Origin of the sequence: Pseudomonas sp. UBA4194 (assembly GCF_002379585.1) — a bacterium.
Classification (GTDB): Bacteria; Pseudomonadota; Gammaproteobacteria; order Pseudomonadales; family Pseudomonadaceae; genus Aquipseudomonas.
Window position 1 is genome coordinate 50,496 of record NZ_DFUE01000036.1, and the last position, 18,898, is coordinate 69,393.

The window sequence follows — 18,898 nt, forward strand, 5'->3', positions numbered from 1 at the left end:
GCGCGGGGTTTGTAGGGGCGGCGGGGGCAGCGGATGTTTACCGGCCATCACTGGCTGTCGAGCGGCTGTCACTTATTTGACCTGCGGCAACCGCTGTCACATGAAGAGGTGCTAGCATAGCGCCATCATCCCACCCTGTTCCCGAATGCCATGACCGTGCTAGAAGACCCCACTCGCGACCGGCTCAAACAGCACTTTGCCCAACGTGTCACCCATCAAGCGCGGTTGATCCTCGAGATCTGGCAGCGCCTGCAGGGTGGCGAGTGGTCGGCCCAGGGCTTGACCGAACTGGAAGAAGCCTGCCTGCGGCTGCTGCGTTTCGCCGAGCGTTTCGAGCAGCCTGAGCACGTCGAGCTGGCGCGGTCTCTGGGCGACGTGCTGATGGCCGTCAGGGAAAACCACGGACGTCTGAACAGCCATTGCATCGCTGAACTCAACGCCTTGATGCAGCGGCTGTGGCGTACCGGTCTGCGTCATGGCGACGTGTTCGATCAGACCCCTGTCCCGACATCACCCAAGCCGGTGCTGGTGGTATTGCAGGACTTCGAGCGAGCCGACCGCTTGGCCAAGCAACTGGCGTTCTTCGGTCTCAATGCCCTGTCCATACCCAGCGTTGCCGCCTTCCAGCATTCGCTGATCGAGCGCCAGCCCGCCGCCATTGTCATGGACGTCGACTTCAGCGGTCCGGGCCGCGGCCTGCAACTGGCCGCGCAGGCCCAGGAGGGTCTGGAGCAGAAACTGCCGCTGCTGTTCTTCAGCCTGCTCGACACCGACACCCCTACCCGCCTGGCCGCGGTACGGGCCGGGGGACAGGAGTTTCTGACCGGTACCCTGGACGCTTCCAGCCTACTGGAAAAGCTCGAAAGGCTTACCAGTGTCGCCCAGTCCGAGCCGTACAAGGTGCTGGTGATCGACGACTCCCGCGCCCAGGCGATGCATACCGAGCGTTTGCTCAATAGCGCCGGCATCATCACCCGTACGCTGACAGACCCGATCCAGGCCATGGCCGAGCTGGCCGACTTCCAGCCTGACGTGGTCATTCTGGACATGTACATGCCCGCCTGCACGGGCACCGAACTGGCCAAGGTAATCCGGCACAATGATCGTTACGTCAGCGTGCCGATCATCTATCTCTCGGCCGAAGATGACCTGGACAAGCAACTGGACGCCATGAGCGGGGGTGGCGACGATTTTCTGACCAAGCCGATCCGTTCACGGCACCTGATCACCACCGTGCGCAACCGCGCCGCGCGGGCGCGCAACCTCAAGGCCAAGATGGTTCGTGACAGTCTGACAGGGCTGTACGACCACACGCATATCCTGCAATTGCTCGACGATTGCAGCCTGCGGGCGCGTCGTGAGAGCCAGCCGCTGAGCTTCGCCATGCTGGATATCGATCAGTTCAAGAAGGTCAACGACACCCATGGCCACCCCATGGGCGACCGCGTGATCAAGAGCCTTGCGCTGTTTCTCAAGCAGCGTTTGCGCAAGACCGACTTCATTGGCCGTTACGGCGGCGAAGAATTCGCCATCGTCATGCCTGACACCGATCTGCTCTCTGCCAGCAGCGTGCTGGATGAAATACGCCAACGGTTTGCCGAAATCCAATACCCGGCACACCCGCATGACCTGTTCTGTACGTTCAGCGCAGGCGTCGTCGAGTTGCGCCCGGGCCTGGACAGTGTGCACATGGCCAGCGAGGCCGATGAGGCGCTGTACCGCGCCAAGCATTCAGGGCGCAATCGCGTGGTCAGCGGATAGCACAGCAATAACGGCAAACTGCCATCTTTTTGCTGCTTCGTCATGACCCTGTCATAGATCCGCAATAAGTTCACGCACTGACCATTCCGTTGTTGGTAGTGCCACCATGCGCCTGAAACTGCTCACCAATCTCAACACTTTACTGTTGGTCACCGTCTGCATCGCCCTGGCGGCGACGCTGTGGTGGTCGCAACGCGCCCTGGAACGTCCGTATCTGCTGATGGAAAGCTATCTCAAGCTTTCTCGGCAGTTTCAGGACCAGGTAGCGCGCAACGTGCAGGACTATCTGAACAGCGGTGACGCGCTGCTGCATGCCGAGGCGACGCAATCGCTGGTTCACCTGCAGCAGGAACTGAGCACGTTGCCGCCGCAGTTGGCCGCCTCGCTCAAGCCCAGTGTCGACAACCTGGCCAGTTTCAGTGCCACCGAGCTGCTAGCAGCCGGCAAGCTGGCCGGTGACCCACAAGCACTGCTGGTGCAGGCCGAGCGCGAGTTGGGCGGCACGCTGGAACAACTGGCCGGCTATGCGGCCGGCAACGGCGCCTATCAGGCCGCGCTGCTCAACGCGACCCAGCACCTGGCCAAGCTGTCTCTGGCACGAGACAAGATGGTCAGCAGCGGACGCAGCGAACTGGCCGAAGATGTGGAACGAGAGCTGGAGCTGATTCGTCAGCAGGCCACGGCCATCGATGCCCTGCCGTTGCTGGGGGTGATCAGCAGCAGCGCATCCACGAACGACGATTTTGCCTCGATGATGGGCCTGGAGAGCGCAGGCAGCACTCAAGCTCAGGACAGTGGCGTGGACTTCAAGCGCGAGCTCAACAGCTTGCTGGCACGCTACCCGGCTGAGCTCACGCGCACGCGCGAGCTTATTCAACACCGCAGCGATCTGGCCGAGGCGGCCGCCGGCCGCATCCGCGCCGTGCAGCAAGGGCTGAGCGAACTGGAACCGCAGGTGCGCGGGCAACATGCGCAGATTCAGTCAGAAGTACGGGTGATTCAGGGGGTGATGATTGCCTTGATCCTGCTGATCGCGTTGTTGTTCGACACCTTGCAGCGACGTCTGGCGGGGGTGCTCACTCGGTTGGCCCCGGCCTTGTCGACCTGGGCTGACGGCGACTTCGCGCAACCTATCGCCCTGGGTCGCACCAACCAGGAATTGCATGCCATCCAAGCCTCTCTCAACCGCCTGCGGGTGTATCTGGTGGAACTGGTGGGCACCATTCGGCATAACGCCGAACAGGTGGCTGGCAGCAGTCACAGCCTGGCTCAACTGAGCAGCGGTCTGCATGAAGGCGCGCAGCGCCAGGCGGGCGATACGGCGCAGATTCGTGATGCGTTGGGGGAGTTGGAGGCAACCATCGGTCAGGTCGCCGACGATGCCAGTCAGGCCGCCGCAGCGAGCCGTTCGGCGGGCAAGGCCGTGGAGCACGGGCAGACCGTTATCGGCCAGAGCCTGACCGGGCTGCATTCGTTGGTGGGCGAAGTGCAAGGTAACGCCCAGATGATCGAACACCTGGCCGAGGAGTCCGCCACCATCGGCGGCGTGTTGACGGTGATACGCTCGATTGCCGACCAGACCAACCTCCTGGCGCTCAATGCGGCTATCGAAGCGGCGCGGGCGGGCGAGATGGGCCGCGGCTTTGCCGTGGTCGCCGAAGAGGTACGGTCGCTGGCGCTGCGCACGGCCGGGGCGACCAATCAGATTCAGGACCTGATTGCCGGGTTGCAGAAGGCGGCGCGGGAATCGGTGCAGGGTATGCGCGCCCAGGTCGAGCACGCCGAAGCCACGGCCAGCAAGGCGCAGGCAGCCGACGGCGCGCTGGATGAAATCGTGGCGGCGATCCAGACCATTGCCGATACGGCAGTGCGGATCGCCGAGTCCACGGCCCAGCAAAGTGGTGCGGTGGGAGAGATCCGCGAACACAGCGAGCGGATTCATGGCTTGGGCGAGGATAATCTGGAGCGCATTGGGCAGGGGCGCGTGCAAGGAGAGCAATTGCTGCGCCTAGGTGGGGAATTGCGCACGGCGGTGCAGGCGTTCAGGGTTTAGGGAGTGCGAAGATGGGCTGGGGGATTGTGGTGGATGGTCCCCTCACCCCAGCCCTCTCCCTGAGGGAGAGGGGGCCGATCGCTGCCAGCCGATCCACCGCGATCCGCTTTTAGCTCCCTCTCCCTTAGGGCGATACGGCGGCCCGGGAGGGCTGGGGTGAGGGGACCATCCACCACAGACCCCCGACCCATCCCGTTACACGAAACCCCATCAATGTTAATCGGCAACTAATCCACCCTCCGTTATGATGCGCGCTCAATTGCTGTTCGAGATCCGTCATGCGCCGTCTGCTTTGCCTTCTGTTGCTCGTCCTTGCGCTGCCCGCCTCCGCGGCAGGCTTGCTCGACAACCGTCCCAGCGCCACCTTGGGTGGAGCGTCGCTGAACAACAGTGCCGACTTCCTGCCGGTGCGTCAGGCCTTTCAGCTCGATCTGGTGAAAAGCACCGCGCAAACCATCACCCTGCGCTTCGTCGCCGCCCAGGGTTATTACCTCTACAAGCATCGCTTCCAGTTCAAGGCCGAGCCCGGCGACATCCAGCTGGGCGCCGCGCAGATGCCCCCCGGCGAAGCCAAACACGATGAGTATTTCGGCGACGTCGAGGTGTACCACGGCATCCTCGATGTCGACATTCCGCGCCCGGCCAACGACCAGCGGCCGTTCACGCTGGCGGTGACCTATCAAGGCTGTGCGGACAAGGGCCTGTGCTACCCGCCGGAAACCGAGCGATTGAGCATCGATGGCGTTGGCACGCCAGCGCCGGCAGCCGTTACCGCCGACGCCGGCGCCGCCACTGAACCGTGGCGCTGGCACACGTTGGCGCTGTTCTTCCTCGCCGGTATCGGCCTGACCTTCACCCCTTGCGTGCTGCCCATGCTGCCGATCCTGTCCGGTGTAGTGCTGCGAGGACAGGTGGGTGGCTGGCGTGGATTCAGCTTGTCACTGGCCTACGTGCTGCCGATGGCCCTGTGCTTTGCCCTGCTGGGTGCGCTGATGGGCAAGTTCGGCGCCGAACTCAATCTGCAGGCACGTTTGCAGTCGGCCTGGGTGCTGGTGCCTTTCTCGTTGTTTTTCGTGGCGTTCGCGCTGGCCATGTTCGGCCTGTTCGAGCTCAAGCTGCCAGCTGCCGTCAGCGCACGTCTGGACCGCGTGGCCGGCAATGCCAAGGGCGGGTCGCTGTGGGGTGCTGCGGTGTTGGGCGTGGTCTCCAGCCTGTTGGTATCGCCCTGTGTCTCGGCCCCATTGGCGGGGGCTCTGCTTTACATCAGCGCCAGCGGTGATGCCCTGGGTGGCGGGCTCAAGCTGTTCGCTCTGGGCCTTGGCATGGGCGCGCCGCTGCTGCTGGTTGCCACCGGTGGCGCCGCCTGGCTGCCCAAGAGCGGCCCGTGGCTGGTGACCGTGAAAAACGCCATTGGCGTCCTGCTGCTCGGGCTCGCCATCGGCTTGCTCAGCCGCGTATTGCCCGGCCCGGTCACGCTGTTACTGATCGGGCTGCTGGCCGCGGGCGTAGCGGTGTTTCTCGGGACACTGGAATTCGGCATGAAAAGCACGGCTCAGCGCCTGGCGCAATTGCTGGGTCTGGCGCTGCTGTGCTATGCCCTGGCCTGCTGGTACGGCGCCTTCAGTGGACAAAGCGATCCGTTCAAGCCATTGGGCAGCACGGTTTCAACGGGTATCCAGAACCGCAACGCCGTCGAGGCCAGTGCCTGGCAGACCGTGACCACCACCAGCGCTTTCGAGCAGGCACTGCAGCAGGCCAGCAGTGCCGGCCAACCCCTGGTCGTGGACTGGTATGCGGACTGGTGCATCAGCTGCAAGGTCATCGAGCACGAAGTCCTCACCGACCCGGCAGTAGTCGCGAAATTGCAGGGCCACCGGCTGCTGCGCTTCGACATGACCGAAAGCAACGCACAGCAGCGCGCGCTGCTCGATCGCTTCAAGCTCTTCGGGCCACCCGCCCTGCTGTTCTTCGACGCAACAGGCAAGGAAGTGACCCGCTCGCGCGTGGTGGGAGAGATCAACGCCGCCGATTTTGCGGCGAAGATCCCCAGTACTGCACCCTGAGCTTGCCAGTCGCCGCTAACGGTGCCGATTGTCGGCAGTAGTGACCGAATTTTCCAAACGGGTCACAAATTTTGCGCAAACATCGGGCATCGTGCGGGCTATTGCGCTTAACTGGACAGTCAGTGGCGGTTTCCGGCATAGTCACCCCCGCTTTGATCGCGAACCTGATGACGAGAGACAAGAAAAATGGCGACGATCCGACAGCTTTTGCGCACTCATGCTCCGCACAACGTGACGCGTCGCTGCCGGTGAGCATCCCACTGTTCGACGTGTGTGTTTTCAATCCCGCACGTTCAAGAATTTTCGCCGTCACTCGGCCCATTTCAACGGCACATGAGTGTTCCCCGCCTTCGTAGAAAGGCGCCCGGCAAGAACACCTACTGAACGCCCCTGACCGACCCTTGGGAGTTGATGATTAATGGATATTCGTAAAGTCAAGAAACTGATCGAGCTGCTGGAAGAGTCCGGCATCGACGAGCTGGAAATCAAGGAAGGCGAGGAATCCGTACGGATCAGCCGTCATAGCAAGACCCCTGCCCAGCAGTACTACGCGCCGGCTCCGATGGCAGCGCCTGCACCGGCCCCGGTGGCCGCAGCCCCAGCCGCTGCCGAAGCGCCTGCCGCACCGAAGCTCAACGGTACCGTGGCCCGCTCGCCCATGGTCGGCACCTTCTATCGCAAGGCGTCCCCTGCTTCCCCGGCCTTCGTCGAAGTCGGCCAGACCGTGAAGAAAGGCGATACCCTGTGCATCGTCGAAGCAATGAAAATGATGAACCACATCGAAGCTGAAACCAGCGGTGTGATTGAATCGATTCTGGTAGAAGACGGTCAGCCGGTTGAGTACGACCAGCCGCTGTTCACCATCGTTTGACCAGCGGAGAGCCTGCGATGTTGGAAAAAGTTCTGATCGCCAACCGCGGCGAAATTGCCTTGCGGATCCTGCGTGCCTGCAAAGAGCTGGGCATCAAGACCGTCGCCGTCTACTCCAAGGCCGACAAGGAGTTGATGCACCTGGGCCTGGCGGACGAGTCCGTCTGCATCGGTCCTGCGCCTGCCAACCTGTCGTACCTGCATATCCCGGCGATCATCGCTGCGGCTGAAGTGACCGGCGCCACCGCCATTCACCCAGGCTACGGGTTCCTGGCGGAAAATGCCGACTTCGCCGAGCAGGTCGAGAAATCCGGCTTCGCCTTCATCGGCCCGAAAGCCGACACCATTCGCCTGATGGGCGACAAGGTATCGGCCAAGCACGCCATGATCGCTGCCGGCGTACCAACCGTACCCGGCTCCGACGGCCCGCTGCCCGAGGACGAAGAAGAAGCCCTGCGCATTGGCCGTGAAGTGGGCTATCCGGTGATCATCAAGGCCGCTGGCGGCGGCGGTGGTCGCGGCATGCGCGTGGTGCACAAGGAAGAAGACCTGATCGCCTCGGCGAAGCTGACCCGTACCGAAGCCGGTGCAGCGTTCGGCAACCCGATGGTCTATCTGGAAAAATTCCTGACCAACCCGCGTCACGTCGAAGTCCAGGTACTGTCCGACGGCCAGGGCCACGCCATACACCTGGGTGATCGCGACTGCTCGTTGCAGCGCCGCCACCAGAAGGTTCTGGAAGAGGCACCGGCACCGGATATCGACGAAACCGCTCGCCAGGAAGTATTCGCGCGCTGCGTGAAGGCTTGCATCGAGATCGGTTACCGCGGTGCGGGCACCTTCGAGTTCCTCTACGAGAACGGTCGTTTCTACTTCATCGAGATGAACACTCGCGTGCAGGTAGAGCACCCGGTATCGGAAATGGTCACCGGTATCGACATCGTCAAGGAGATGCTCAGCATCGCCGCCGGCAACAAGCTGTCGTTCACTCAGGATGACGTGGTGATTCACGGTCACTCCCTGGAGTGCCGGATCAACGCCGAAGACCCGAAGAGCTTCATTCCCAGCCCTGGCACCGTCAAGCATTTCCACGCACCGGGTGGCAACGGCGTTCGCGTCGATTCGCACCTGTACAGCGGTTATGCAGTACCACCGAACTACGACTCGCTGATCGGCAAGCTGATCACCTGGGGCAAGGACCGCGACGAGGCCATGGCCCGCATGCGCAACGCTCTGGATGAGATCGTGGTGGACGGCATCAAGACCAATATCCCTCTGCATCGGGATCTGGTCCGTGATGAAGGCTTCTGCGAAGGTGGTGTGAATATTCACTACCTGGAACACAAGCTGGCCGCCCAGAAGTGATGTGTAGCGGTTGATGTGAAAGAGACCCGGCCTTGGAGCCGGGTTTTTTTTGCCCGTGGGTTTTGGGTTGGCAGGGCTGGCGCCTTCGCGGCTGCACGCCGCTCCTACGGGGGGAGGTGTGTGGGTGGGGTAAACCCTGTAGGAGCGGCGTGAAGTCGCGAAGGGGCCGGCACTGGCACCGCAGCGCCTGACTTTGCCGGCGTCCTCGCGTAAACTGGCGCGCTTCTCGCGGCCACCTGGCTGCGCCCCAGTTTAGATCGAAGGTGCCCGCCATGCCTTGGCTGCAAGTCCGTCTGGCCATCAGCCCAGAACAAGCCGAAACCTATGAAGATGCTTTCCTGGAAGTCGGTGCCGTGTCCGTGACGTTCATGGATGCCGAGGACCAGCCAATCTTCGAGCCGGAACTCAACACGACGCCGCTGTGGTCGCACACCCACCTGCTGGCACTGTTCGAAGCCGACACCGACGCCCAGGCCGTGTTTGCGCACCTGCAACTGCTGACCGGTGGCGAACTGCCGGAGCACCACGCCGAAGTGATCGAGGACCAGGATTGGGAACGCAGCTGGATGGACAACTTCCAGCCCATGCGTTTTGGCCAGCGCCTGTGGATCGTCCCCAGCTGGCACGCCGCGCCCGAGCCCGACGCGGTCAACCTGCTGCTCGATCCGGGGCTGGCTTTCGGCACCGGCACCCACCCCACCACCGCCCTGTGCCTGGAATGGCTCGACGGTCAACGCCTTGAAGGCAGCGACGTCCTGGACTTCGGCTGCGGCTCGGGAATTCTCGCCATCGCCGCGCTGCTGCTGGGTGCCAAGCGCGCGGTGGGCACCGATATCGACGTACAAGCGCTGGAAGCCTCGCGAGACAATGCAGGCCGCAACGGCATTGCCGACGAACGGTTCCCGCTTTACCTGCCCGAAGACATGCCGGCCATGCAGGCCGACGTGCTGGTCGCCAATATCCTGGCCGGCCCGCTGGTATCGCTCGCGCCACAGCTCAGCGGCCTGGTGCGTCCCGGCGGCTTGCTGGCACTGTCCGGCATCCTCGCCGAGCAGGGCGAGGAAGTGGCGGCCGCCTATGCCCAGGATTTCGACCTGGACCCTATCGCCAACCGCGATGGCTGGGTGCGCATCAGTGGTCGCCGCCGCTGAGACCGCCTAGAATGGCCCACAGCCCAATCCGCCGGACCCGCGCATGACCGAAAGTTTCGTCACCCAGTGCCCGCATTGCCAGACCAGCTTTCGCGTCAGCCACAATCAGCTCAGCGTCGCACGCGGCGTGGTGCGTTGTGGCTCGTGCCTGCAGGTCTTCAACGCTGCGCGGCAATTGCTCGAGCAAAGCGCCGCGCAAACGCCGCTGACGCCGGCGAACCTGCCGCGACCCCCGGCGATCAGCCAGCGCGAATGGGCCGCTGCCGAGCCTGATCTGGACCAGCTGAATTTCAGCGCGCCGGCCAGGATCGATGCGCTCAGCGCCAGCCGCGACGACAGCGATGACGCCGACCAGCCGCTGCCGCCGATCATCGAGCGCCAGCCAGCCCTGGAAGACGATGCGCTGATGGCGAACCAGGCTCGCACCGAGCCTTCGTTCTCCTACCATGGCGAAATCGATGAACCACAGGCCGCCATTCCAGAGCACGACGAACCGTCGATGGACGGCCGCGGGCTTTCGGCCATCGATGAGCACGACGACGAGCCGGCCCGTCAACCCACTCCAGCGCCAGCGCCTCGCCACAGCAAGTCAGCCGCCCGCAGCGAGCCGAGACTGCGCGATGACAACGACATGCTCGACCTGATCGATGACCCCATGCAGCTGGCCTGGGAAAAGCAAACCACGCCATGGGGCAAGCGCCTGCTGTGGACAGCCCTGGCCATCGTGGCGGCACTCGGTCTGCTGACCCAGTATGTGGTCTATCACTTCGCCGAGCTGGCCCGCCAGGATCAGTACCGGCCGATCTTCCAGCAACTGTGCCCTGTATTAGGCTGCACAGTGCCGTCGAAAGTGGATATCGCACTGATCAAGAGCAGCAATCTGGTGGTGCGTACTCACCCCGAGTTCGCCGGAGCGCTGGTGGTGGACGCGATCATCTACAACAGGGCGACCTTCTCTCAACCTTTTCCACTGCTGGAATTGCGTTTTGCCGACCTCAATGGCGCACTGATTGCCAGCCGCCGCTTCAAACCGGCTGAATACCTCAACGGTGATCTGGCCGGACAGGCGGACATGCCGACGCAAACGCCCATTCACATTGCGCTGGACATCCTCGATCCAGGGCCCAAGGCGGTGAATTACAGCTTGAGCTTTCGCTCGCCGGAATGATTACTGCAGCGGCGGGGCTGCGGGTGCTCATCTGTAAATCCAATAGAGACGTCGCCTGTCCTGGCCCTATCGCGGGTAGAGCCCGCTCCCACAGGGGTGGGGGGAGGTGGCGCGGATACTTGTGGGAGCGGGCTCTGCCCGCGATGGGAGCGCATTGGCCCTATCGCGGGCGGAGGCCGCTGCCACGGGAAGTCGCGTCGCATCTGGGGATTTTTTGCCGTCCAAACCAACTGGCATAAGCGAATAACTGTTCAGATTTTATCCAAATCCATCTTTATCCAGTCATCGAGAGCGGGTATTATGCCAACCCTTTTTCGAAGTCTCATGATCCGGCCCCACAACAGGGAAGTCCTATGTCGGCGGTACGCATCGGCCCATATACGTTGAGCAACTCGCTGATCCTGGCCCCCATGGCCGGGGTTACCGACCAGCCCTTTCGTCAGTTGTGCAAGCGCCTGGGCGCAGGCCTGGTGGTGTCCGAGATGGTCACCAGCGACATGAGCCTGTGGAACAGCCGCAAATCGCGACTGCGCATGATCCACGAGGGTGATCCCGAGCCGCGCTCGGTACAGATCGCCGGAGGGGACGCGCAGATGCTGGCGGCGGCGGCCCGGGCCAACGTCGAGTTCGGCGCACAGATCATCGACATCAACATGGGTTGCCCGGCCAAGAAGGTGTGCAACAAGGCGGCAGGGTCTGCCCTGCTCAAGGACGAGGCCCTGGTGGCCGAAATCCTCGAAGCCGTGGTGGCCGCCGTCGACGTGCCGGTGACCTTGAAAATTCGTACCGGCTGGGACCGTTCCAACAAGAATGGCATCAGCGTTGCAAAGATCGCCGAGCAATCGGGTATTACCGCCCTGGCGGTTCATGGCCGCACACGCGCCGACCTGTACACCGGCGAAGCCGAATACGACACCATCGCCGCGATCAAGCAGGCGGTGTCGATCCCGGTCTTCGCCAATGGCGATATCGATTCACCGCAAAAGGCCCGGCATGTGTTGCAGGCCACCGGCGCCGACGGCCTGCTGATAGGCCGCGCGGCTCAGGGTCAGCCCTGGATCTTCAGGGAAATAGAGCATTACCTGCGCACCGGCGAACTGTTGCCGGCACCGCAATTGGATGAAGTGGAAAGCATTCTGCTGGAACACCTGGCCGCATTGCACACCTTCTACGGTGATGTGATGGGCGTGCGTATCGCCCGCAAACATGTGGGCTGGTACCTGGCCACGCAACCGGGCGGCCGGGAATTTCGCAGCAACTTCAATGGTTTGCAACAGACGCAAGAGCAATGCGCCAACGTTCGCGAATTTTTCCGCGAGCGCTACAGAAGCCTTGAGAAAAGGGACGCAGAGGGGGTGGCCGCATGACGATGATGAGCGAGACTTTAGTGAGTGGAATAGCGCCCGTGAGCGACAACGTAAACCTGAAACAGCATCTGAACACGCCGAGCGAAGAGGGTCAGACCTTGCGCGGCAGTGTCGAGAAGGCGTTGCACAACTATTTTGCCCACCTCGAAGGCGCATCCGTCACCGACGTGTACAACCTCGTGCTCTCGGAAGTCGAAGCTCCCCTGCTCGAAAGCGTGATGAATTACGTCAAGGGTAACCAGACCAAGGCCAGCGAGATGCTGGGCCTGAACCGGGGCACCCTGCGCAAGAAACTCAAGCAGTACGACCTGCTGTAACCCGAAGCATTCAAACCAGAAAAGGCGACCCAGCGGTTCGCCTTTTTTGTTGACTTCTCCGCTTTGAAGATGGAAATCGTGATGACCGACCAGACCACCCGCCTGCCGATCCGCCGCGCCTTGATCAGCGTTTCCGACAAGACCGGGATTCTTGAATTCGCCCGTGAACTGGAAGCCCTGGGCGTCGAGATCCTGTCCACCGGCGGTACCTTCAAGCTGCTGCGCGACAATGGCGTCGCGGCCGTGGAAGTGGCCGACTACACCGGCTTCGCCGAAATGATGGACGGTCGGGTCAAGACCCTGCACCCGAAAATCCACGGCGGCATCCTGGGCCGTCGCGGCACCGACGACGCCATCATGAGCGAGCACGGCATCAAGCCGATCGACCTGGTCGCGGTCAATCTGTACCCCTTCGAGGCCACCATTTCCAAGCCAGGCTGTGACCTGCCGACCGCCATCGAGAACATCGACATCGGTGGCCCGACCATGGTCCGCTCCGCCGCAAAGAACCATAAAGACGTGGCCATCGTGGTCAACGCCGGCGACTACGCCCAGGTCCTGGAAAGCCTCAAGGCCGGTGGCCTGACCTACGCTCAGCGCTTCGACCTGATGCTCAAGGCCTTCGAGCACACTGCGGCCTACGACGGCATGATCGCCAACTACATGGGCACCGTTGACCAGCGGGCCGAGACGCTGAGCACCGAAGCCCGCGGCGAATTCCCACGCACGTTCAACAGCCAGTTCATCAAGGCTCAGGAAATGCGTTACGGCGAGAACCCGCACCAGAAAGCGGCGTTCTACGTGGAAGCCAAACCCGCCGAAGTGGGCATCGCCACCGCCAAGCAGCTGCAAGGCAAGGAGCTCTCCTACAACAACGTGGCCGACACCGACGCCGCGCTGGAATGCGTGAAGAGCTTCGTCAAGCCAGCCTGCGTGATCGTCAAGCATGCCAACCCGTGCGGCGTCGCGGTGAGCCCGGACGCCGAGGGCGGCATCCGTCAGGCCTACGAACTGGCCTATGCCACCGATACCGAATCGGCGTTCGGCGGCATCATCGCGTTCAACCGTGAGCTGGATGCAGAAACCGCCAAAGCCATCGTCGAGCGTCAGTTCGTCGAAGTCATCATCGCGCCCAGCGTCAGCGAAGAAGCGCGCGCCATCGTTGCCGCCAAGGCCAACGTGCGCCTGCTGGCGTGCGGCCAGTGGTCGGCTGACCGCGCCCAAGCGTGGGATTACAAGCGCGTCAACGGCGGTCTGCTCGTACAGAGCCGCGACATCGGCATGATCGGCGCCGACGACCTGAAAGTCGTGACCCAGCGTGCGCCGAGCGAGCAGGAAATCCACGATCTGATCTTTGCCTGGAAAGTGGCCAAGTACGTCAAGTCCAACGCCATCGTCTACGCCAAGAACCGCCAGACCATCGGTGTCGGCGCCGGCCAGATGAGCCGCGTGAACTCGGCGCGCATCGCTGCCATCAAGGCCGAACACGCCGGCCTGCAGGTGCAGGGCGCGGTCATGGCCTCGGACGCCTTCTTCCCGTTCCGCGACGGCATCGACAATGCGGCTAAAGTGGGTATCACGGCGGTGATCCAGCCAGGCGGTTCGATGCGCGACAACGAAGTGATCGCTGCCGCCGATGAAGCCGGCATTGCCATGGTCTTCACCGGCATGCGCCACTTCCGTCACTGACCTGGCGACGGCCCCACCGCTGACAGCGATATGCCGAGGGCAAACAACCTGTAGCCCCGGCGTGAGCCGCGTCGGGCCGTTACCCGGTATACCGCGAACACCTACAGAATTCCGCTTCACCGAGGTTTTGAACCATGAACGTATTGATTATTGGCAGCGGCGGGCGTGAACACGCCCTGGCGTGGAAAGTCGCTCAGGACCCACGCGTACAGAAAGTATTCGTGGCCCCTGGCAACGCCGGTACCGCCACCGAGGCCAAGTGCGAGAACGTCGCCATCGACGTGCTGGCCCTGGAGCAATTGGCCGATTTCGCCCAGAACAACGTCTCCCTGACCATCGTCGGCCCGGAAGTGCCGCTGGTGGCCGGCGTGGTCGACCTGTTCCGCTCGCGCAACCTGGACTGCTTCGGCCCTACCGCCGGCGCAGCACAGCTGGAAGGCTCCAAAGCCTTCACCAAGGATTTCCTGGCGCGGCACAAGATCCCCACGGCCGACTACCAGAACTTCACCGAGATCGAGCCGGCGCTGGCCTACCTGCGCGAGAAAGGCGCGCCGATCGTCATCAAGGCCGACGGCCTGGCGGCGGGCAAGGGCGTGATCGTCGCCATGACCCTGCAGGAAGCCGAGGACGCGGTGCGTGACATGCTCGCCGGCAATGCCTTTGGCGACGCCGGTTCGCGGGTGGTCATCGAAGAGTTTCTCGACGGCGAGGAAGCCAGCTTCATCGTCATGGTCGACGGCAAGAACGTCCTGCCCATGGCCACCAGCCAGGACCACAAACGTGTCGGCGACGGCGATACCGGCCCCAATACCGGCGGTATGGGTGCCTACTCCCCTGCCCCGGTGGTCACCGCCGACGTGCACCAGCGGGTGATGGACCAGGTGATCTGGCCGACCGTGCGCGGCATGGCCGAGGAAGGCAATGTCTACACCGGTTTCCTGTATGCCGGCTTGATGATCGACAAGGCCGGCAACCCCAAGGTCATCGAATTCAACTGCCGTTTCGGTGATCCGGAAACCCAACCGGTGATGCTGCGTCTGCAATCGAGCCTGGTGCTGCTGATCGAAGCCGCCTTCGCCCAAGCGCTGGACAAGGTCGAGGCCCAATGGGACCCACGCCCTAGCCTGGGCATCGTGCTGGCAGCCGGCGGTTACCCCGGCGACTACGCCAAGGGCGATGTGATCAACGGCCTGGACGCCGCGGCCCAGGTCGAAGGCAAGGTGTTCCATGCCGGCACCGCCCTCAAGGACGGCCAGGTGGTGACATCCGGCGGCCGTGTGCTGTGCGCCACCGCCCTGGGCGACAGCGTCGGCTCGGCCCAGCAGCAAGCCTACGTGCTGGCCGGGAAGATCGACTGGCAGGGCTGTTTCTACCGCAACGACATCGGCTACCGCGCCATCGCGCGGGAGAACGGCGAGTAAAGAGACAGGCCAGGGGCCGTTCGGCCCCTGACATATGTTTTGCGGCGCAAGTGGTTATAATCAGGCATTCATCTACGAAGGGATTCTGCCTTGCGCTGGCTCAGGACTGCCATAGGACTCACTGTCGGCCTGCTTGCCCTGCTGTGCGTGCTCAACGCACAGGCGGAGCAGGGTAACGGCTGGTCCATGCTTTTGGACGACGATGCTCGCCTGCAATTGGCCGACGTGCGCTCCGAGCGTTTTCAGAATCAGTTCGCCCCCATCCAATTGTCGCAAATCAATGCCGCCGGCCCCCACGGAGCGTTGTGGCTGCACCATCGCCTGCTGCCGACCCAGCAAGAACAACTGCTGCGTATCTTCTCCCCCGATCTGGCTGCCCTGGATTTCTACGTCCTGGACGGCGAAACGCTGATCAAGCGTACCTCCACCGACACCGATGCGCGCACCGAAGCCCCGCTGGCCAGTGCCGATCACCTGCTGACCCTGCCCATGAGTCAGGCGCCGCTGGATGTCTATCTGCGCATCGCCTCGGAACACCAGATACGTCCCAGCATCATCCTGCAACCTTCGGCCGCGGCTGCCGCCGACCAACGTGAGCCGTTGCTGTTCGGCATGCTGTTCGGCTGCATGGCCATGCTGATCCTGCACAACCTCACGCGCTTTGCCTACAGCCGCTCGGTCAGCAGCTTGTGGCTGGGTTCCTCGCAGCTGTGCCTGCTGGCCTCGGCCCTGATCCTGCTCAACTTCACCGGGCCGTGGGTCAATCTGTGGCCGGGCGCACGCACCCCGGCGGCCTATACCACCCTGCTGCTGGCCGCGGTCACCGGGCTGATCTTTTCCCTGCGCTTCTTCGCTGCGCGCAGCCATGAACGCTCCAACCGGATCATCAAGGGCGAGATCGCCCTGATTGCCCTCTGCGGCGTGCTGCTGCTGTTCATCGATGGGTTGCCATTCAACTTCTTTGCCTATGGCCTGCTCGCCCTGACCAGCCTGACCATGCTGGTGATCGGCCTGTGGCATTGGCAACAGGGCTATCGGCCGGCGCGCACCTTCAGCCTCGGGGTACTGTTGTGCAACCTGGGTTGCCTGGTGGTACTGCCTGCTTTGCTCGGGCTGACACGCACCCCTTCGCAATGGCTGATTTTCGCCCTCATGGGCTTTGCCATGGTCGGTGGGGTGCTGCTCAATGTGGCACTGAGCGAACGCTTGCGCGGCATCAGCGAAGACCGCTACAGCGCCAGCCGCGAATTGGCGGCCAATACGGCCGAGCTGAATGCAAAGGCCGAGTTCCTGGCCAAGCTCAGCCACGAAATCCGCACGCCCATGAACGGTGTCCTGGGCATGACCGAGTTGCTGCTGGGCACGCCGTTGTCGGTCAAGCAACGCGACTACGTGCAGACGATTCACAGCGCGGGCAATGAATTGCTGGGCCTGATCAACGAAATTCTCGACATCTCGAAAATCGAGTCGGGGCACATCGAACTCGACGATGTGCAGTTCGATCTGCACGCCTTGATCGAGGACTGCCTGAACATCTTCAGGGCCAAGGCCGAGCAGCAGAACATCGAACTGATCAGCTTTACCCAGCCCCAGGTCCCCCGGGTCATCAGCGGTGATCCGACGCGTTTGCGCCAGGCCCTGTTGAGCCTGCTGGACAACGCCTTGAAGAAAACCGACCAGGGCGAAATTCTGCTGGTGGTGGCGCTGGACCAGCGCGGCGCGGCGCCACGCCTGCGCATCGCCGTGCAGGACAGCGGCGAGCCGATGCCGCCCGCCGAGCGTGAGGCGTTGCTGCACACCGAGCTGCGCAGCACCAACCTGCTCGACGGCAACCGCCTCAGCGGCCACCTGGGTCTGGTCATCGCCAGGCAGCTGATCCTGTTGATGCAGGGCGACTTCGGCATCAAGAGCGGCAGCGACCACGGCAGCACCTTGTGGCTGACACTGCCCCTGGACCCGCAACGCCTGGAGCAGGCCCCTTCGGATCTGGACCTGCCGCTCAAGGGCGCGCGGGTGCTGGTGGTGGACGACAACGAAACCTGCCGCAAGGTGCTGGTGCAGCAATGCAGCGCCTGGGGCCTGAACGTCAGCGCCGTGCCTTCAGGCAAAGAAGCCCTGGCGCTGCTGCGCACCAAGGCGCATTTGCGCGACTACTTCGACGTGGTGCTGCTGGACCAGAACATGCCGGGCATGACGGGTATGCAACTGGCGGCCAAGATCAAGGAAGATCCGAGCCTGAATCACGACATCCTGCTGATCATGCTCACGGGTATCAGCAATGCGCCGAGCAAGGTGATTGCGCGCAATGCCGGCATCAAGCGCATCCTGGCCAAGCCCGTCGCCGGCTATACCCTCAAGACCACCCTGGCCGACGAGCTCAGCCAGCGCGGCAAGGCAGAAGCGCCGCAGCCCACTGCGCCGGTGGAGTTGCCCATGCAATTGCCCAGCGACTTCCGCATCCTGGTGGCCGAGGACAACAGCATTTCCACCAAGGTGATCCGCGGCATGCTGGGCAAGCTCAACCTGCACCCGGACACGGCGAGCAATGGCGAGGAAGCGCTCAAGGCCATGAAGGCGCAGCGTTACGACCTGGTATTGATGGACTGCGAGATGCCTGTGCTGGATGGTTTTTCCGCCACCCAGCAGCTGCGGGCCTGGGAAGTGGGCAATCAGCGGGTGCGCACGCCAGTCGTGGCGCTGACGGCGCATATCCTCAGTGAACACAAGGACCGGGCGCGCCAGGCCGGGATGGATGGGCACATGGCCAAACCCATCGAACTGTCGCAACTGCGCGAGCTGATCGAGCACTGGGCGCAAGAGCGGGAGCTGGCACAGGAGCGCCTGGGAACCTTATGAGCCGTCGCGCTCAAATGACCAATCGCTCCAGTTCCCGGCTTGCCGATTGAGACAGCCTCGTCGCAATACGCTCCCGGAAGGGCGCGTAGCGCATCGAACTGAACGTGAATGCCGAGCCATTGATCCGCAATACCATTTCGCGGCTGGTCTGGTTCCAGAACTCGTGATCGCGGCGCTCGACGTACCCCACTACTTGCAGCCCGCAAGCCAGGATGGTGATCTCCCCTGCCGTATCCCGTTCACAGGGCTGCAATTGCCAGGCACGCTTGAATGACTGAGGCTCGCCCGCTGCCAGGAAGCGTCGTACCACGCCTGCGACGTCCATGGCCCGCAAGGCACGTGTGGCCAGCCGGCTCAACGCTTGGGTGGCCTGGCCGCCACTGACTGCGAAGCGAACGTTGTCGAGATCGCTGACTCGATTGATGACCTGCGGTTGCATGACGATCACTCCCGCCTCCAGGCAACCGTTGGCAAGCATCCAATGACGATGCTGGTCCAACCAGCTCTTCCATAAAACGGAGCGATTGTAATACTGGCTGGCTCGCTGATCGGCGTACAGCAGCAGATCGCTGATGTCTTCTCGTTCCTGGCGGGTGATATCGGAAGAGAAGGTGAACAGGGAATCGGCATATCGCCAGGCTTCCTGGCCGCCACCGCTCATGTGGGTTCAGCCGGGGCCAGGCGTTGCACCAGCGTCTGGCGCCGGTCGCCGAGCCACTTGATCAAACCTTCACGCAGGGTTTGGTAGCGGGTTTCCAATAACTGGGCAGCAAAGTAGCGTACCTCCAGGTCGGCGCGCAGGAGATCGACTTGCAAT

Annotated in this window: 13 protein-coding genes and 1 pseudogene; 12 read left to right on the forward strand and 2 right to left on the reverse strand. The window is 62.8% G+C overall.

The annotated features are described in order from the left end of the window. Positions 1–150: 150 nt before the first annotated feature. From B3397_RS09470 to B3397_RS09525, 12 genes and pseudogenes are all read left to right on the forward strand, one after another. A complete protein-coding gene (locus B3397_RS09470) occupies positions 151–1,761 on the forward strand; it encodes a response regulator (protein WP_296249359.1) in 1,611 nt (536 codons plus the stop codon). Positions 1,762–3,298: 1,537 nt separating this feature from the next. After that, positions 3,299–3,814, forward strand: a pseudogene (locus B3397_RS22545) (methyl-accepting chemotaxis protein); the annotation flags it as partial. A gap of 278 nt (positions 3,815–4,092) precedes the next feature. Continuing rightward, on the forward strand, positions 4,093–5,877 hold the full coding sequence (locus tag B3397_RS09480; protein WP_296249362.1) for a protein-disulfide reductase DsbD: 1,785 nt from the start codon (positions 4,093–4,095) through the stop codon (positions 5,875–5,877). Positions 5,878–6,295: 418 nt separating this feature from the next. Beyond that, a complete protein-coding gene (gene accB, locus B3397_RS09485; RefSeq protein ID WP_296249365.1) occupies positions 6,296–6,748 on the forward strand; it encodes an acetyl-CoA carboxylase biotin carboxyl carrier protein in 453 nt (150 codons plus the stop codon). 17 nt (positions 6,749–6,765) lie between these two features. Continuing rightward, positions 6,766–8,112 carry an acetyl-CoA carboxylase biotin carboxylase subunit gene (gene accC / locus B3397_RS09490; RefSeq protein WP_296249366.1) on the forward strand — a complete coding sequence of 449 codons (1,347 nt, stop codon included), beginning with the start codon at positions 6,766–6,768 and terminating at the stop codon, positions 8,110–8,112. Positions 8,113–8,384: 272 nt separating this feature from the next. Continuing rightward, positions 8,385–9,263, forward strand: a complete 879-nt coding sequence (gene prmA / locus B3397_RS09495) for a 50S ribosomal protein L11 methyltransferase (protein ID WP_296249368.1) — start codon at positions 8,385–8,387, stop codon at positions 9,261–9,263. Positions 9,264–9,306: 43 nt separating this feature from the next. Continuing rightward, positions 9,307–10,431, forward strand: coding sequence for a DUF3426 domain-containing protein (locus B3397_RS09500; protein ID WP_296249370.1), 1,125 nt, complete (start codon positions 9,307–9,309; stop codon positions 10,429–10,431). A 353-nt stretch (positions 10,432–10,784) separates the two neighbouring features. Next, positions 10,785–11,798, forward strand: coding sequence for a tRNA dihydrouridine synthase DusB (dusB, locus tag B3397_RS09505; RefSeq protein ID WP_296249372.1), 1,014 nt, complete (start codon positions 10,785–10,787; stop codon positions 11,796–11,798). Next, complete coding sequence (gene fis / locus B3397_RS09510) at positions 11,795–12,115, forward strand: DNA-binding transcriptional regulator Fis (protein ID WP_296249373.1); 321 nt, start codon at positions 11,795–11,797, stop codon at positions 12,113–12,115. The genes dusB and fis overlap by 4 nt, the downstream gene beginning before the upstream one ends. An 81-nt stretch (positions 12,116–12,196) precedes the next feature. Continuing rightward, positions 12,197–13,804, forward strand: coding sequence for a bifunctional phosphoribosylaminoimidazolecarboxamide formyltransferase/IMP cyclohydrolase (gene purH / locus B3397_RS09515; RefSeq protein ID WP_296249375.1), 1,608 nt, complete (start codon positions 12,197–12,199; stop codon positions 13,802–13,804). 134 nt (positions 13,805–13,938) lie between these two features. Further along, positions 13,939–15,225, forward strand: coding sequence for a phosphoribosylamine--glycine ligase (gene purD / locus B3397_RS09520; RefSeq protein ID WP_296249377.1), 1,287 nt, complete (start codon positions 13,939–13,941; stop codon positions 15,223–15,225). Positions 15,226–15,315: 90 nt separating this feature from the next. Then, positions 15,316–18,081, forward strand: coding sequence for a hybrid sensor histidine kinase/response regulator (locus B3397_RS09525; RefSeq protein WP_296249379.1), 2,766 nt, complete (start codon positions 15,316–15,318; stop codon positions 18,079–18,081). A gap of 10 nt (positions 18,082–18,091) precedes the next feature. Here the strand turns inward: B3397_RS09525 and B3397_RS09530 are convergent, their stop codons facing one another. Further along, a complete protein-coding gene (locus B3397_RS09530; protein WP_296249381.1) occupies positions 18,092–18,742 on the reverse strand; it encodes a hypothetical protein in 651 nt (216 codons plus the stop codon). Continuing rightward, complete coding sequence (locus B3397_RS09535; RefSeq protein ID WP_296249383.1) at positions 18,739–18,897, reverse strand: hypothetical protein; 159 nt, start codon at positions 18,895–18,897, stop codon at positions 18,739–18,741. Before B3397_RS09535 ends, B3397_RS09530 begins: the two co-directional genes overlap by 4 nt. Between the last annotated feature and the right edge of the window lies 1 nt (position 18,898).

Coding starts and splice junctions, on each gene's coding strand:
- accC (WP_296249366.1), top strand. CDS start 6,766: ATGTTGGAAAAAGTTCTGATCGCCAACCGCGGCGAAATTGCCTTGCGG.
- purD (WP_296249377.1), top strand. CDS start 13,939: ATGAACGTATTGATTATTGGCAGCGGCGGGCGTGAACACGCCCTGGCG.
- B3397_RS09500 (WP_296249370.1), top strand. CDS start 9,307: ATGACCGAAAGTTTCGTCACCCAGTGCCCGCATTGCCAGACCAGCTTT.
- prmA (WP_296249368.1), top strand. CDS start 8,385: ATGCCTTGGCTGCAAGTCCGTCTGGCCATCAGCCCAGAACAAGCCGAA.
- accB (WP_296249365.1), top strand. CDS start 6,296: ATGGATATTCGTAAAGTCAAGAAACTGATCGAGCTGCTGGAAGAGTCC.
- fis (WP_296249373.1), top strand. CDS start 11,795: ATGACGATGATGAGCGAGACTTTAGTGAGTGGAATAGCGCCCGTGAGC.
- B3397_RS09470 (WP_296249359.1), top strand. CDS start 151: ATGACCGTGCTAGAAGACCCCACTCGCGACCGGCTCAAACAGCACTTT.
- B3397_RS09480 (WP_296249362.1), top strand. CDS start 4,093: ATGCGCCGTCTGCTTTGCCTTCTGTTGCTCGTCCTTGCGCTGCCCGCC.
- purH (WP_296249375.1), top strand. CDS start 12,197: ATGACCGACCAGACCACCCGCCTGCCGATCCGCCGCGCCTTGATCAGC.
- dusB (WP_296249372.1), top strand. CDS start 10,785: ATGTCGGCGGTACGCATCGGCCCATATACGTTGAGCAACTCGCTGATC.
- B3397_RS09530 (WP_296249381.1), bottom strand. CDS start 18,742: ATGAGCGGTGGCGGCCAGGAAGCCTGGCGATATGCCGATTCCCTGTTC.